This window comes from Marinobacterium weihaiense (assembly GCF_019061305.1).
Lineage (GTDB): Bacteria > Pseudomonadota > Gammaproteobacteria > Pseudomonadales > Balneatricaceae > Marinobacterium > Marinobacterium weihaiense.
Window position 1 is genome coordinate 143,408 of sequence record NZ_JAHQZT010000007.1, and the last position, 15,025, is coordinate 158,432.

Consider the following 15,025-nt stretch of genomic DNA (forward strand, 5'->3'; position numbering starts at 1 on the left):
CCCTGGTCTAGTATGTCCGTTGGTATTGACGAAATCAGCTTTTACACCTCCAACTACTATCTCGATCTGAAGACGCTGGCAGAGGTTCAGGGCACGGATCCCGAGAAGTATTACACCGGTATCGGCCAAGAGCAGATGGGCATGGCCGCGCCCGACGAAGACATCGTCACCATGGCCGCCAATGCGGCTCTGCCACTGATCGAGCGGGTGGGGACCGATGCCGTCGGCACGCTGATGTTTGCCACCGAGACCGGCATCGACCAGTCCAAGGCAGCCGGTATTTATGTACACCGCCTGCTGGGACTGAACCCCAACTGTCGCGTGGTGGAGATGAAACAGGCCTGTTACAGCGCCACGGCTGCCCTGCAGATGGCCTGTGCGCTGGTGGCGCGGCAGCCGGAGCGCAAGGTGCTGGTCATCGCATCCGATATCGCGCGCTATGATCTGGATACTCCGGGTGAAGCCACTCAGGGCTGTGGTGCCGTGGCGATGCTGGTGAGCGCCAATCCGCGTTTGGTGAGCATTGCCCCCGAGGTCGGCAACTACACCGAAGATGTGATGGACTTCTGGCGTCCCAACTATCGCTCGACCGCGCTGGTCGATGGCAAGTATTCCACCAAGATCTACCTCAAGGCGCTGAAGAAGGCCTGGGACAACTATGCCGATATCAGCGGTCATGCCTTCGGCGATTTCAGCCGCTTCTGCTACCACCTGCCGTTCAGCCGCATGGCGCAGAAGGCCCATCAGCAGCTGGTGCGTCACAACAAGGCGGGCCTGTCAGCGGAAGAACAGGAAGCGCAGATCTGCGATACCCTGATCTACAACCGCATGATCGGCAACAGCTATACCGCCTCCATGTACATCGGTCTGACCTCGCTACTTGAAAACACCACAGAGGACCTGAGCGGTCAGCGTATCGGTTTCTTCAGTTACGGTTCCGGCTGCGTGGGCGAGTTCTTCTGCGGCACGGTCGTGCCTGGCTATCGTGATGCCCTGCACCTGCAGCGTCACCGTGACATGCTGGCGGCGCGTCGCGAGATCAGCCACGATGAATACCTTCAGCTGTACCGTCATCAGGTGCCTACCGATGGTGGCGAGCACGGTTTTGCGGAAGGCACGACCGGCCGTTTCCGTCTTGCCGGCATCTATCATCACAAACGCGAATACATTCCACGCTGATGCCCACCGCCTGCGCGCCGGGGAAAATCATCCTCAGCGGTGAACACGCGGTCGTTTACGGCGCCCCGGCGCTGGCGCTGGCGGTGGATCGGCACATGCGGATCCACTACCGGCCGGATCAGCTGCCGCGGCTGAGCTGGCATGCCCAGGAACGGACGCATGTGCTGGGTCTGGACAAGCTGGCCAGCCTGCGCCGTCGCCTCGACAGTCACTTTGAACGTTACCTGCGCGGCGAGCTGCCGATCACCCGCATCCTGCAGAAACCGGCCGAACTGGCCTTCTATGCCGTCGACATGGCGCGTGTGCTGTCCGGGCTGGATATCCACCCGCGGGGCAGCCTGCGCATCGATTCCGATATTCCCATCGGTGCCGGCATGGGCTCCTCGGCGGCGCTGATCGCCGCGCTGCTCAAGCTGTTCGGGCACTTCGATCGTCTCGACGAACTCATTCGCCAGGTCCGCCATTGCGAGCGCCTGCAACACGGGCGTGGCAGCATCATCGATGCCGCCGCTGTGTGCTCCGGCGGGCTGGTGCGGGTGCAGGGCGAACGGGTCGAACGCCTGACACTGCCGGCGTCGGGGCTGGGCGCAGGGTACTTTTGGCTGTTTACCGGCACTCCGGCCTGCAGTACCGGGGCCTGTGTTGATCAGGTGCGGCGCAACTTTGCCGGTGCCGCCATCTGGGATGAATTTGCCGCCACCACGGCTGCGCTGGAAGCGGCGTTGCTGGCCGGTGACAGCCTGCTTGAGTCGGTACGGCACAACCACCGCCTGCTGACCCGTATTGGCGTGGTGCCGGCACCGCTGCAGCGACTGGCGGAACAGGTCGAGCAGCGGGGCGGAGCCGCCAAGGTCTGTGGCGCCGGCGCCGTATCCGGTGATCAGGGTGGACTCATGTTGTTGCTGCTGCCGGAGGGCATGACCCCGGCGCAGCTGCCCCTGCAGCCGGACTGGCACTGGGGCGTATTGAAGGAGGATCCTCAAGGTGTCCGCATACTCGAAGATTGAGGTCAGTGCCCCCGGCAGTACCATGCTGATGGGCGAGCATGCCGTGCTGTTTGGCGAACCGGCCCTGGCCTGCGCGCTGGACGTCCGTCTGACCGTCAGCCTGCGCCCGCGTCAGGACCGTCAGGTGCATATCGACAGTGCATTGGGGCAGTACCGGGGATCGCTGGATGAGCTGACGCCGATGCCCGCGCTGGCCTTTGTGCTGGCGGTGATCGAACGCTATCGCGCCCACCTGCAGACCGGTATCGAGCTGAGCATTCACTCCGGTTTTTCGCATACCGTCGGGCTGGGCTCGTCGGCTGCCGTGACTGCGGCAACGACGGCTGCCCTGGCGGCGCACACCGGGCAGGACACCGAACCCGAGGCGCTGTTTGCCACCGCGCTGGCGGCGGTGCACCAGGTACAGAACGGGCGCGGCTCGGGCACGGATCTGGCCGCCAGCATCTATGGCGGCGTGATCGGATACGAGCTGTCACCCGCACAGGTACGTCCCCTGTCTGGCCTGCCGCCGATCGCGTTGTACTACAGTGGTTATAAGATGAAAACTCCCGATGTGCTGGCGCTGGTGGAGGCCAAGGCGGCGCGGCAGCCGGCACTCTACAGTGGTCTGTATCGCCTGATGGGGCAGACCAGTCGCGCGGCCGAGCAAGCGGTACAGGAGCAGAACTGGAACACGCTGGGCGAACTGATGAACCTCTATCAGGGGCTGATGGATGCACTGGGGGTCTGCGACGCCACGCTCGCCAACATGGTCTACCGTCTGCGGGCCGAACCGGGCGTGCGCGGGGCCAAGATATCCGGCTCGGGCCTGGGAGATTGCGTGCTGGTGCTGGGCCAGGTGAGTCCTGAGCAGCCCTGGGAGTGCATTCCCGTATCCGTATCTGCAACCGGCGTGGAGATCCGCTATGAAACGAACTGACGTGCTGGACCGGCTGGTACCCCGGGTGGTCAAGGCCTCGGCATCGGCCGAGCAGTTTGCCCCCAGCAACATTGCCCTGTGCAAATACTGGGGCAAGCGTGACCGCGAACTCAACCTGCCGATCAACGCCTCGCTGTCGGTATCCCTGGATTATCTGGGCAGCCATACCCGTCTGATTCCGGTGGACGGGCAGAGGGACGAGGTCTGGCTCAATGGCCAGCAGTTGCAGCCGGGCGCGCGGTTTAGCCAGAAGGTCAGTGCCTTTATTGACCTGTTCCGGCGCGACCAGGATTTGTATTTTCGCGTCGAGACCCGCAACAACATCCCGACCGCGGCCGGCCTTGCCTCTTCGGCATCCGGTTTCGCGGCCCTGACGCTGGCATTGAATGATGCGCTGGCGCTGGATCTGCCGCCCGAACAGCTTTCGATCCTGGCACGGATGGGCAGCGGCAGCGCCTGCCGCTCGCTGTTCACCGGTTTCGTGCAGTGGAACATGGGGCTGCGTGAAGACGGCATGGACAGTCACGGGATTCCGCTGGCCCGGACCTGGCCCGGCTTCTGCATCGGCCTGGTTGAGATTGATGCCGCGGAAAAGGCGACCGACTCCCGTTCCGGCATGCAGCGCACCGTCGAGACGGCACACCTCTATCAGAGCTGGCCGCTGCAGGCGGCAGCTGACCTGAGCAAGCTGCAGCAGGCAATCGAAGCGCGTGATTTTGAGCTGCTGGGGCAGACGGCGGAGCAGAATGCCCTGTCGATGCATGCCACCATGATCGCCTCCTGGCCGCCCCTGCTGTACTGGCAGCCGGAGTCGGTTGCGGCCATGCAGAAGGTCTGGCAGCTTCGGGCCGAGGGCATGCCGGTGTATTTCACCATGGACGCCGGCCCCAACCTCAAACTGCTGTTCCAGCGTGAAGATCGTGATGCGCTGCTCAAGCATTTCCCCGGCCTGGAAACCGTCGAGCCCTTCGGTCCCTGACGGCGGCCCCGGATGTCGATACCTGATGACGGGCTGGCCCGGGTCGGCCTGCCGCTGACCCGCCGCCAGCGCGATCATGACGGCCGCCTGCAGCTCAGCTACTGGCTGCGTACCGCCGGTGGTGCCGAAGAGGTCCTCATTGAGGGCGAATCGGCAGTGGCCTTTGTGCGCGCTGCCGACCATGAGCGGGCCGCCTCAGTGCTGCAGGGACTGCGCGGCTGCTCCCTGCGCCCGTTGGCGCTCAACACCCTGTCCCATGAGCCGGTATGTGGGCTCTATGCCGATAATCTGGCTGACTGGCATGAGGCGCTGAACCGCCTGCAGCAGGCGGGCGTTGCGCTCATGGAAGAGGATATCCGCCCGGTTGATCGCTACCTGATCGAACGGGGCATCTTTGCCGGGGCCCGGGTGGTCCATCGGAACGGGCAGCTGGCGTTGACCCGGGACCCCTTTGTCCCCGATCTTCGCTTGCTGTCACTGGATATCGAGACCACGCTCAGGGCCGATCGCATTCTGTCCATTGCCCTGCAGTGCGGTGACCAGGAGGTGGTGCTGTTCAACGGCGATATTCCGCCGGCCCCGGGCATTCTGCCCTGTGCCGACGAGGCTGCACTGTTGGGGGCTCTGGTCGAGCAGGTGCGGCGCATGGACCCGGACATTCTGATCGGCTGGAACGTTATCGGCTTTGACTTGCGTGTGCTGGTACAGCGTGCCCGCGCCCGAGGGGTGCGCCTGTGCCTGGGCCGCGATGATCAACCGCTGCGGGTGGAGCAGTCCCAGACCGGGCGCTGGTTTGCCCGACTCAATGGCCGGGTGGTGCTGGATGGCATCGATACCCTCAAGGGAGCGACCTGGCAGTTCGAACGCTACAGCCTGGAATTCGTGGCCCGTGAATTGCTGGGGCGTGGCAAGCTGATTCATGACCCGGACGACCGTGGCGAGGAGATCCAGCGCCTGTACCGTGAAGCGCCCGAGGCGCTGGCGCGCTACAACCTTGAGGACTGTCGCCTGGTCACCGAAATCTTCGCCAAGGCCGAGCTAGTGCCCTATCTGTTGGCGCGGGCACGCTTGACCGGTCTGGCGCTGGACAAGGTCGGCGGTTCGTCACAGGCGTTCGACAACCTGTATTTGCCGCGCCTGCACCGGGCCGGTTTCGTGGCGCCGGAATATGCCTCCGGGCAGGGGGATCTGGAAGTGCCGGGCGGTTTTGTCATGGACTCGCGCCCGGGGCTCTATCGCCATGTGCTGGTGCTGGATTTCAAGAGCCTGTACCCGAGCATCATCCGCAGCTTTCAGATCGACCCCCTGGGGCTGGCCATGGGCACCCGGGGCGATGCGCCGCCTGAGGCGCTGGTGCCGGGGTTTCATCACGCCATTTTCGATCGCCGTCATGCGCTGCTGCCCGGCATCATCGAGCGGCTCTGGCGTGCGCGCGATGGTGCCAAGCACGCGGGCAACTCGGCCCTGTCACAGGCGATCAAGATCCAGATGAATGCCTGTTACGGCGTGCTGGGCTCGCGGGTGTGCCGTTTCTTCGACCAGCGCCTGTCCGGCTCCATTACCCTGCGCGGCCATCAGATCCTGCAGCAGACCGCTGAACATATCGAAGCCACGTATGGCCATACCGTAATCTACGGTGATACCGATTCCGTTTTCGTCTGGCTGGGTGATGACTGGCCGGATCAGGACACGGATGCCCATGGTGAACGCCTGGCCGCCGAACTCAACCAATGGTGGCATGATCAGCTGCGCATGCGCTTTGATATCGACAGTGCGCTGGAGCTGCAGTACGAAGCACACTACAGTCGCTTTCTGATGCCGCGCATGCGCCACTCGGAGAAGGGCAGCAAAAAACGCTATGCCGGCCTCAAACGCCAGGCCGAGGGAGGCGAGGCGCTGGTGTTCCGTGGCATGGAGACGGTGCGCACCGACTGGACCCCGCTGGCACGCCGCTTCCAGCACCAGTTGTATGAATTGATCTTTCACGACCGCCCCTGGCGTACCCTGTTACAGGCGCAGGTGGCGGCCGTGTTTGCCGGTGACTGTGATGCCGATCTGGTGTACCGGCGTCGCATTCGCCAGCCCCTGGCGGACTACGTGCGCAACCGCCCGCCGCATGTGCGGGCAGCCCAGCAGCTGGAGGATAATCGCCGCCGTCAGGGGCTGCCGCCCGCCTATCGCGTGGGCGACAGCGTGGCCTACGTAATGACGGTAAACGGACCTGAACCGGCTGAGCAGTTGCGCTCGCCGATCGATTACCAGCATTATGTCGACCGGCAGCTGCTGCCGGTGGCCGACAGCATCCTCCCGTTCGTGGGCGAATCCTTTGCCCGGCTGGTGGCACCGCAAATCGATCTGTTTTGACGGGAGCAAAACGGGGGGCGGCAGGTCTCATGGACAAGAGCAGACAATTGACGAGGCAGGACAAGATGGCAGCAGAACAGGACCCGGACTCAACCCGTCGCGGACTGGCCAGGGGCATGCACTACATGACCTGGATTGTGCTGCTGGCGCTGTTGACGTTCTATTTCAACGATTTCGTGGGCGAGCAGCGCAACCCCAACCGGCACCTTAACCTGACGGATAGCGGCAGCGGCGAAGTGGTGCTGGCCCGTAATCGAGCCGGCCACTATGTGGCGCCGGGGCGCATCAATGGCGAGCCGGTGACCTTTCTGCTGGATACCGGGGCGACGCGGGTGAGCGTGCCGGAAAGCCTGGCGGATCGGCTGGGTCTAAGGCGGGGCGCCGAGCAGCGCACGCTGACGGCCAACGGCATGATCAGTGTCTATGCCACCCGGCTGGACAGCGTGAAACTGGGCGGCATCGAACTGCGCGATGTGGCCGCGAGCATCAACCCGTTCATGCCGGAAGAAACGGTTCTGCTGGGCATGAGCTTCATGCAGCACCTGGAGCTGCAGCAGCGTGACGGCGAGCTGACACTGCGGATACCGTCACGCTGAGTGTACTCACGTCGGAAGAATTACTGCTGCAGGAAGAAGGGCTCTGAGCGGCTGTCGAGCCAGGACTTGACCTGTTCTTCACTGGTGCCGAAGAATACCACACGGGGCAGAATGCTGCGGCGACCATGACGGGGAAGATCCGAGCGGAGCACCCACCAGCTGTTGTCGTCTACCTGTTTGATGGTGAAGCAATGGTCGGCCTGGGCAAAGTTCTGATGTGCGGTCATGGGGGTCCCGTTGGTTGTCTGTAAGTGCAGAGGCGCGGGCATGAACGCAGCGGTTCAGGCCGTTGGGCGCCGGGCTCGTGTTGTGGCGCTAAAGGTAGCCGCAAACCCGGTGTATCGCAAGAAATTTGGCGCGCTTGCTGCGCATTAATAGTGCAAACATTAGTCTAATGCACGCATTTGGTGCATTGTTGATATTTAACGTCAGGGTGCCTGCAATTCAGGTATGGTGCGTAGAGCAGCGCCCTTACATGGATACCTGCGGTATTGGCTACGCCTTGAGTGCACAAAGATGGTGCATTCGGGCCTGAAACAGATACCGCTCTACACATCCGGCCTCGGGGTCGGCAGAGGACAGAAGCAATGAGCAGTACAACAGTCACGCGCGCACTGTTTGACGATGTCATGGTGCCCAACTACAACCCTCAGCAGATGGTGCCGGTGCGCGGCGAAGACTGCCGCCTGTGGGATCAGGAAGGTCGAGAGTACCTGGACCTGACCGCCGGCATTGCGGTAACGGCTCTGGGACACTCGCACCCGGCGCTGCTGAAGGCGCTCAAGGAACAGGCCGATCGAGTCTGGCACCTGAGCAACGTGTTCACCAACGAGCCGGCCCTGCGTCTGGCGCAGAAGCTGACCCAGGCCACCTTTGCCGATCGCGTGTTCTTCTGCAACTCCGGTGCCGAGGCCAACGAGGCTGCCTTCAAATTGGCGCGCAAGTACGCCCATGACCATTTCGGTGCGGAAAAATCCGAAATCATCTCCTTTGTGCAGTCCTTCCACGGCCGGACCCTGTTTACCGTCACCGTAGGTGGTCAGCCCAAGTACTGTCAGGGTTTCGAGCCGGTGCCGGGCGGCATTGCGCACGCGCCGTTCAACGATCTGGCCGCGGTGGAAGCGCTGGTGTCCGAGCGCACCTGTGCCATCGTGGTCGAGCCGGTGCAGGGCGAAGGGGGCGTGATTCCGGCCGATCCCGCCTTCTTGCGGGGGCTGCGTGAACTCTGTGATCGCCACAACGCCTTGCTGATCTTCGATGAGGTGCAGACCGGTGTCGGCCGTACAGGCTCGCTCTATGCCTACATGGATACCGATGTGATTCCGGACATCCTGACCAGTGCCAAGGGCCTCGGTGGCGGTTTCCCCATTGGTGCTATGCTGACAACAGACGCCATTGCCCAAAGCTTCAGCGTGGGCACCCACGGCACCACCTATGGCGGCAACCCTTTGGGCTGCGCGGTGGCCGAGGCGGTACTGGATGAGGTCAACCGTCCTCAGCTGCTGGCCGATGTTGGTCGCAAGCATGAACGGCTGGTGGCGGCACTGCAGGCGATCAATGAGCGCCATGGCCTGTTTGCCGAGGTGCGTGGCAAGGGACTGCTGCTTGGGGCCGAGTTGATCGACGCCTGGAAGGGGCAGTCTGGACGCTTCCTGGCTGCGGCCCGCGAGCAGGGCGTATTGATCCTGGTGGCCGGTCCGGACGTGCTGCGTTTTGCGCCGCCGCTGATCATTACTGACGCCCAGATCGATACCGCCATGGCGGCGCTGGAGCGGGCGATCGAGCAGGTACTGGAAGAGGGGCCGGAGAGCTGATCCGACCCCGGGAGGGGATATGGACATGCACGCATTCCAGCCCTGGCTGGACTGGTTGAACGATCGCCGGTCCGCCATGCTGGAGGCCACCATCCGGCTGGCCGAGATCAACTCGGGCAGCCTGAACGTGACCGGTGTTGACGCCACGGGCGACGCACTGGTCACGCTCTGTCAGCCGCTGCAGGCGCAGGTCGAGCGCCTTCCGGTGGCGCCGTTCACCCGTATCACCGACAGCGGCGAGCTCGAATCCTGCCCGCTGGGACATGCTATTCGCCTGCGCAAGCACCCCGGGGCTCCGTTCCAGATTTACCTGGGCGGTCATCTCGATACCGTCTATGCCGCCGACCATCCTTTTCAGCGGGTGCGCTGGCTGGATGACAATCGCCTCAACGGACCCGGCGTGACCGACCTCAAGGGCGGTCTGGTCGTCATGATCCATGCGCTGATGGCGCTGGAACGCAGTCCCTGGGCCGGCGCTCTGGGCTGGGAGGTGCTGCTCAATCCCGATGAAGAGATCGGCTCACCCGCATCGGCTCCCCTGATTGCCGATGCTGCCCGGCGCGTGGACCTGGGCTTGATCTACGAGCCCTGCATGCCCGACGGCAGCCTGGCCGGGGCCCGCAAGGGCAGCGGCAACTTCAGTGTGGTTGTCGACGGCCGGGCCGCCCATGCCGGGCGCGAACATCACCTGGGGCGCAACGCCATTCGCGGACTCTGTGACTATATCGCGGCACTGGACCGGCTCAATGGCCAGCGTGACGGCGTGACCCTCAACCCCGGTTTCATTCATGGCGGCGGGGCTGTCAATACTGTTCCGGATCGTGCCATGGCGCGTTTTAATATTCGCATTGAACGGCCGGAGGACGAGCACTGGTGCCTGCAGCAGCTGCAGCACCTGAGCGATGAGATCAACCGGCGCGACGGGCTGGCACTGACGCTGCATGGTGGCTTTGGTCGCAAGCCCAAGCGGCTGAGTCGCGCCAACCGGGCATTGTTTGAACTGCTGCGCCGCTGTGGCGAGTCCGAGGGCCTGGCGCTGAGCTGGCATTCGACCGGAGGCTGCTGTGACGGCAACAATCTGGCGTCTGCGGGCGTGCCGAACATCGATACTTTGGGCGTGCAGGGCGGCGCCATTCATTCGATTGATGAATATCTCTGCGTTGACAGCCTGGTGCCTCGGGCGCGGCTCAGTGCAGCACTGTTGATGCAGCTGGCGGCCGATCCGGGGTGCTGGCCGGACCTGATGCAGACGGGAGGTGAGCATGATTGAATCCCTGTGGATCAACAATGTCTGGCAGCCGGGGCATGGCGCTGCGCTGGTGTCGCTGGATCCCGGCAGTGGTGCGCGGATCTGGGAAGGCGCGAGCGCCGACGCCGAGCAGGTGGCGGCCGCCGTATCCGCGGCTCGGGCAGCGGCCGGGGAGTGGGCGTTGACCCCGCAGGCAACGCGCCTGCGTCACGTACAGGCCTTTGCGCAGCGGCTGGCGGCCGAGCAGGAGGCTATGGCACACCTTATTGCCCGTGAAACCGGCAAGCCCTTGTGGGAGTCGCGCACGGAAGTGGCGGCGATGCTGGCCAAGGTGGCGCTTTCCGTGCGTGCCCAGGCGGAGCGTGCCGGCGAGCGTGCCCGTGATATCCCCGGCGGGCAGGCCTGGTTGAGGCACAAGCCGCATGGGGTGCTGGCCGTGTTCGGGCCCTACAACTTCCCCGGCCATCTGCCCAACGGGCATATCGTGCCCGCGTTGCTGGCCGGCAACGTGGTAGTGTTCAAGCCCAGTGAACTGACCCCTGCCGTGGCCGAAGCCATGGTAAGGCTCTGGCAGCAGGCCGGATTGCCACCGGGCGTGTTGAGCCTGTTGCAGGGCGGACGCGCCACCGGCGAGGTGTTGGCGCAGCACCCCGACCTTGACGGGCTGCTGTTTACCGGCAGCGCCGCGGTAGGGCAGCAGCTGCATCGCCAGTTTGCCGGCCAGCCGGAGAAAATACTGGCGCTGGAAATGGGTGGCAACAATCCGCTCATTCTGGACCGGGTGGATGATCCGCTGGCCGCGATCCACGAAGTGATTCAGTCAGCCTATCTCAGTGCCGGGCAGCGCTGCACCTGTGCCCGGCGCCTGTTGGTACCTCATGGCGACTGGGGCGATCGCTTTCTGCATCGGCTGACTGACGCGGTCCGTGCCATTCGCATTGGGCTGGCGCTTGACGAGCCGCAGCCGTTCATGGGCTGTCTGGTATCGGCCGAAGCCGCCAGCGGCATTGTGCAGGCCCAACAGCGTCTGATCGAACAGGGCGCGATGCCCTTACTGAAGGCGCAGGTCCGGCCCGAGAGTGCGGCGTTGCTGTCACCGGGGCTGCTGGATGTCAGCCGAATCGATGCCCTGCCCGATGAGGAGTACTTCGGGCCGCTGCTGCAGGTGCAGCGTTACGCCGATTTCGAGGCCGCAATCACTCTGGCCAATGCAACCCGCTTCGGCCTGGCCGCGGGGCTGTTGAGCGATGACCGGGAGCGATTTGTCCACTTTCATGCCCGCATCCGCGCCGGCATTGTCAACTGGAACCGTGCCCTGACCGGTGCCTCCAGCGAGGCGCCGTTCGGAGGGGTGGGAGCCAGCGGCAATCACCGCCCCAGTGCCTGGTACGCGGCGGACTATTGTGCCTATCCGGTGGCAGGGCTGGAGCTGGATACCCTGCAGCTGCCCGAGCGACTGGCGCCGGGGCTGGAACAGATGGCAAGGGGAGATCGGGATGGCGCATGAACTGAACCTCGATGGCCTGGTCGGGCCGACGCATTTCTACGGTGGGCTGGCCGTTGGCAATCTGGCGTCCGGCCGCCATGCCGCCAAGCCGTCCAACCCCAGAGCGGCCGCGTTACAGGGATTGGCCAAAATGAAACGCCTGATGGTGCTGGGATTGGAGCAGGCCGTGTTGCCGCCCCTGGCGCGGCCGGATCTGGCAACGCTGCGCCGCCTCGGGTTTGCCGGCCGTGATGCGGATGTTATCGCGGCGGCGGCCGCACAGGCTCCGGCACTGCTGCAGGCCTGCTATTCGGCGTCCAGCATGTGGGCGGCCAATGCGGCAACGGTGAGCCCCTCGGCCGATACGCCGGACGGGCGTGTTCATCTGACGCCGGCCAACCTGATCAGCCAGTTTCACCGCTCGCTGGAAACGGCGGATACCGCCGCCATGTTGCAGCGCATTTTTCATCACCCGGACCACTTTTGCCACCACCCGGCCCTGCCGGCCGCCGTGCCCTTCGGCGACGAAGGGGCAGCTAACCACAGCCGCTTGTGCAGCCACTACGCTGACCCGGGTGTGGCGCTGTTCGTGCACGGCGATCCGCGCGAGGCGCACGGGCCCCGTCCGCACCGCTATCCGGCACGCCAGCATTGGCAGGCATCCTTGGCGGTGGCGCGTCAGCACGGCTTGCGACCGGAGCGGGTGGTGCTGGCGCAGCAGCATCCCGATGTGATTGATCAGGGCGTGTTCCATAACGATGTCATTGCGGTGGCTAACCGTGAACGGCTGTTCTGCCATGAGCACGCCTTTGTCGAGCCCCGGCGCGTCCATGACGCACTCAATCAGGCGCTGCAGGGGCAGCTGCAGTTGATCGAGGTTGAGCAGGCCGTGGTCAGCGTCGAAGCCGCGGTCAACACCTATCTGTTCAACAGCCAGCTGCTGAGCCTGCCGGGAGGACAGGCGCTGCTGCTGGTGCCGGATGAATGTCGCCGGGATGCGGGCGTCTGGGCGTATTTGCAATCGCTCAAGGAGGAGGGGGGTATCGATCAGCTGGACGTGATGGATCTGCGCCAGAGCATGGATAATGGCGGCGGCCCCGCCTGTCTGCGGTTGCGGATGGTGCTGACCGATACTGAGCTGCATGCCATGCACCAGGGGGTGCGCCTGACCGAACGGCTGTATCGGCAGCTGGTGGCGTGGGTCGAACGACATTACCGTGACCGCTTGCTGCCCGCTGATCTGGCCGACCCCGGTCTGCTGCACGAAGTGCGCAGTGCGCTGGAGGAATTGAGCCGGATATTGGCGCTGGAGGGCGTTTACGCCTTCCAGCGCGGCTGAGGCAGTCAGGGGATCAGGAAGATGACCAGCTGACGAGGGCCATGGGCGCCCATCTGCAGTTTCTGTTCGATATCGGCGCTGCGCGACGGGCCGGTGATCATGTTGACGGTACGCGGCAGTCGACCGGGCGAGGCTTCGCGCAGCCGGTCCCAGGTGTCCTCGTAGGGGCCGACGATCGCCTGCTTGCTCAATACCACCAAGTGGGTATCCGGCAGGAAATTCAGTGTGGTCGGACTGTCTGGTCGGGAGAACAACATCAGCGTGCCGGTCTCCGCGATGCCGGCAAAGGCCAGGGTCAGGCTGGCCTGATCACCGACCTGCGCCACGCGCTGATGGCACTCCACGCGCTCGTGTACGGCAGCCCAGCCCAGCTCGGTCAGCGCCGAATCGCTGGCCAGCACCAGTTCATGTTGCTGTTTCTGCTCCAGGTTGTCGGCCACGGCGCAGGGTAGCTGTTCCAGACTGTCGAGTTCGACCACTTCAGCCGCGGCCTCCCGGGCCATGCGCACGAACAGTTCCACCAGGGCGTCATGCTCATGCTGGCTACGCGACGGTATGATGTTGCGAGGGCGCTGCTGCAGCCGCTGACGCACGGTTTCCCGCTGGGCCTCGGTCGCCTCGCTGCGGCGTAGACCGCGACGGATATTGGCAAAAATGTCGGCGCGGCTCATCGCTGTTTCTCCTGTTGCTGGCGTTCATTCCACTGTTGCATAAACGTTTTGCCGGTTGGCGTGGGCATGTCACGGTGATCGGTCCAGCCGCCAGCCAGCGGCAGTTTGCGGATCTTGCCCTTGCGACCGCCAAGCAGCCGCATGAACCTTGAGGCGCCGGCGGAAGCCCATCGATAAAGCCCGGGTCGAGTGGCAAAAAAAGCCCAGCCGCCCAGGCCCCAGCGCACCGCTTTCGGGCTCAGATGCTTTTCAAACTCCTTCTCGCGCCAGTGGCGCATCAGCTTCGGCAGCGGGATGCGCACCGGGCAGACCTCTTCGCACTTACCGCAGAAGGTAGACGCGTTGGGCAGCAGGGCAGCCTTTTCGATGCCGATCATCTGCGGCGTCAGTACTGAGCCCATGGGGCCGGGGTAGACCCAGCCGTAGCTGTGGCCGCCCACGGCACCATAGACCGGGCAGTGATTCATGCAGGCCGAACAGCGGATGCAGCGCAGCATCTCTTGAAACTCGGTGCCGACCATGTCGCTGCGGCCGTTATCGACCAGTACGACATGGAAATTTTCCGGGCCATCCTGATCATCCGGCCGGCGGTTGCCGGAAGACAGGGTGTTGTAGACGGTAAACTCCTGGCCGGTGGCGGAACGTGCCAGCAGGCGCAGGAACAGGCTCATGTCTTCCAGCGTGGGGACAACCTTTTCGATCGAGGACACCACGATATGAGTTTTTGGCAGAATCTGGGTTAGATCGCCGTTGCCCTCGTTGGTGGCGATGAGGGTGGAGCCGGTTTCGGCCACCAGGAAGTTGGCGCCGGTGATACCCACGTCGGCGGCCGCGAACTGCTTGCGTAGCATCTCGCGCGCCTCGGCCATCAGTACCGCCGGATCATCGGATTTGGGACGGTGGTGGTGCTCGTGGAAGGCTTCGGAGACATCTTCCAGGTTGAGGTGGATCGCCGGCGCAATGATATGGCTTGGGTGATCACCGCGCAGCTGCAGAATATATTCGCCCAGGTCGGTTTCCACCGGTTGAACGCCGTGTTCTTCCAGGTACTCGTTGAGGTTGATCTCCTCGGTCACCATGGATTTGCCCTTGGTGACGGTCTTGGCGTTCTGCTCACGGCAGATCTGCAGGATGGTCTGGCGGGCATCCTCCGAGGTACGGCACCAGTGTACCTGGCCGCCGTTTTCGACCACGCGGGCCTCGAACGCCTCCAGATACAGGTCCAGGTGTTCGAGGATATGGTTTTTCAGATCGCGGGCCTGATCACGCAGTGCATCGAACTCCGGCATGCGGGCGACGGCCGAGGCGCGCTTGCCGGGAAAGCCGGCCTTGAGGTTGCCCAGCGCTTTCTGCAGGTTGGCATCCTGCAGGGCGATACGGGCACTTTGCTTGAATTCGGGGCTTTTGATATCCATGGGTGTG

13 protein-coding genes are annotated in these 15,025 nt (G+C 63.9%); 10 read left to right on the forward strand and 3 right to left on the reverse strand.

Annotated features, from left to right (window positions below; genetic code table 11):
- Positions 1 to 12 precede the first annotated feature (12 nt).
- From KTN04_RS07445 to KTN04_RS07470, 6 genes are all read left to right on the forward strand, one after another.
- A complete protein-coding gene (locus tag KTN04_RS07445; RefSeq protein WP_217334588.1) occupies positions 13 to 1,179 on the forward strand; it encodes a hydroxymethylglutaryl-CoA synthase in 1,167 nt (388 codons plus the stop codon).
- Positions 1,179 to 2,186, forward strand: a complete 1,008-nt coding sequence (locus tag KTN04_RS07450) for a mevalonate kinase family protein (protein WP_217334589.1) — start codon at positions 1,179 to 1,181, stop codon at positions 2,184 to 2,186. Before KTN04_RS07445 ends, KTN04_RS07450 begins: the two co-directional genes overlap by 1 nt.
- A complete protein-coding gene (gene mvk, locus KTN04_RS07455) occupies positions 2,164 to 3,105 on the forward strand; it encodes a mevalonate kinase (protein ID WP_328515971.1) in 942 nt (313 codons plus the stop codon). Before KTN04_RS07450 ends, mvk begins: the two co-directional genes overlap by 23 nt.
- Positions 3,092 to 4,084, forward strand: a complete 993-nt coding sequence (gene mvaD, locus KTN04_RS07460; RefSeq protein ID WP_217334590.1) for a diphosphomevalonate decarboxylase — start codon at positions 3,092 to 3,094, stop codon at positions 4,082 to 4,084. Before mvk ends, mvaD begins: the two co-directional genes overlap by 14 nt.
- 12 nt (positions 4,085 to 4,096) lie before the next feature.
- On the forward strand, positions 4,097 to 6,448 hold the full coding sequence (locus tag KTN04_RS07465; protein WP_217334591.1) for a DNA polymerase II: 2,352 nt from the start codon (positions 4,097 to 4,099) through the stop codon (positions 6,446 to 6,448).
- A gap of 65 nt (positions 6,449 to 6,513) precedes the next feature.
- Entirely contained in the window at positions 6,514 to 7,044 is a 531-nt protein-coding gene (locus KTN04_RS07470; protein ID WP_217334592.1) for a retropepsin-like aspartic protease family protein, read from the forward strand.
- A gap of 20 nt (positions 7,045 to 7,064) precedes the next feature.
- On the opposite strand, the gene KTN04_RS07475 is transcribed toward KTN04_RS07470, so the two are convergent.
- Entirely contained in the window at positions 7,065 to 7,271 is a 207-nt protein-coding gene (locus KTN04_RS07475) for a hypothetical protein (protein WP_217334593.1), read from the reverse strand.
- 360 nt (positions 7,272 to 7,631) lie between these two features.
- Between KTN04_RS07475 and KTN04_RS07480 the strand changes: the two genes are divergently transcribed.
- From KTN04_RS07480 to astB, 4 genes are read left to right on the forward strand one after another with little or no spacing between them, the layout of a single operon-like run.
- Positions 7,632 to 8,858, forward strand: a complete 1,227-nt coding sequence (locus tag KTN04_RS07480) for an aspartate aminotransferase family protein (protein ID WP_217334594.1) — start codon at positions 7,632 to 7,634, stop codon at positions 8,856 to 8,858.
- 25 nt (positions 8,859 to 8,883) lie between these two features.
- A complete protein-coding gene (locus KTN04_RS07485; protein WP_254262432.1) occupies positions 8,884 to 10,128 on the forward strand; it encodes a hydrolase in 1,245 nt (414 codons plus the stop codon).
- Positions 10,121 to 11,614, forward strand: a complete 1,494-nt coding sequence (astD, locus tag KTN04_RS07490; protein WP_217334596.1) for a succinylglutamate-semialdehyde dehydrogenase — start codon at positions 10,121 to 10,123, stop codon at positions 11,612 to 11,614. Before KTN04_RS07485 ends, astD begins: the two co-directional genes overlap by 8 nt.
- Positions 11,604 to 12,932 carry an N-succinylarginine dihydrolase gene (astB, locus tag KTN04_RS07495; RefSeq protein WP_217334597.1) on the forward strand — a complete coding sequence of 443 codons (1,329 nt, stop codon included), beginning with the start codon at positions 11,604 to 11,606 and terminating at the stop codon, positions 12,930 to 12,932. The genes astD and astB overlap by 11 nt, the downstream gene beginning before the upstream one ends.
- A 5-nt stretch (positions 12,933 to 12,937) precedes the next feature.
- Here astB and KTN04_RS07500 read toward each other — a convergent pair whose 3' ends face one another.
- Positions 12,938 to 13,603 carry a LutC/YkgG family protein gene (locus KTN04_RS07500; protein WP_217334598.1) on the reverse strand — a complete coding sequence of 222 codons (666 nt, stop codon included), beginning with the start codon at positions 13,601 to 13,603 and terminating at the stop codon, positions 12,938 to 12,940.
- On the reverse strand, positions 13,600 to 15,018 hold the full coding sequence (locus tag KTN04_RS07505; protein ID WP_217334599.1) for a LutB/LldF family L-lactate oxidation iron-sulfur protein: 1,419 nt from the start codon (positions 15,016 to 15,018) through the stop codon (positions 13,600 to 13,602). The genes KTN04_RS07500 and KTN04_RS07505 overlap by 4 nt, the downstream gene beginning before the upstream one ends.
- Between the last annotated feature and the right edge of the window lie 7 nt (positions 15,019 to 15,025).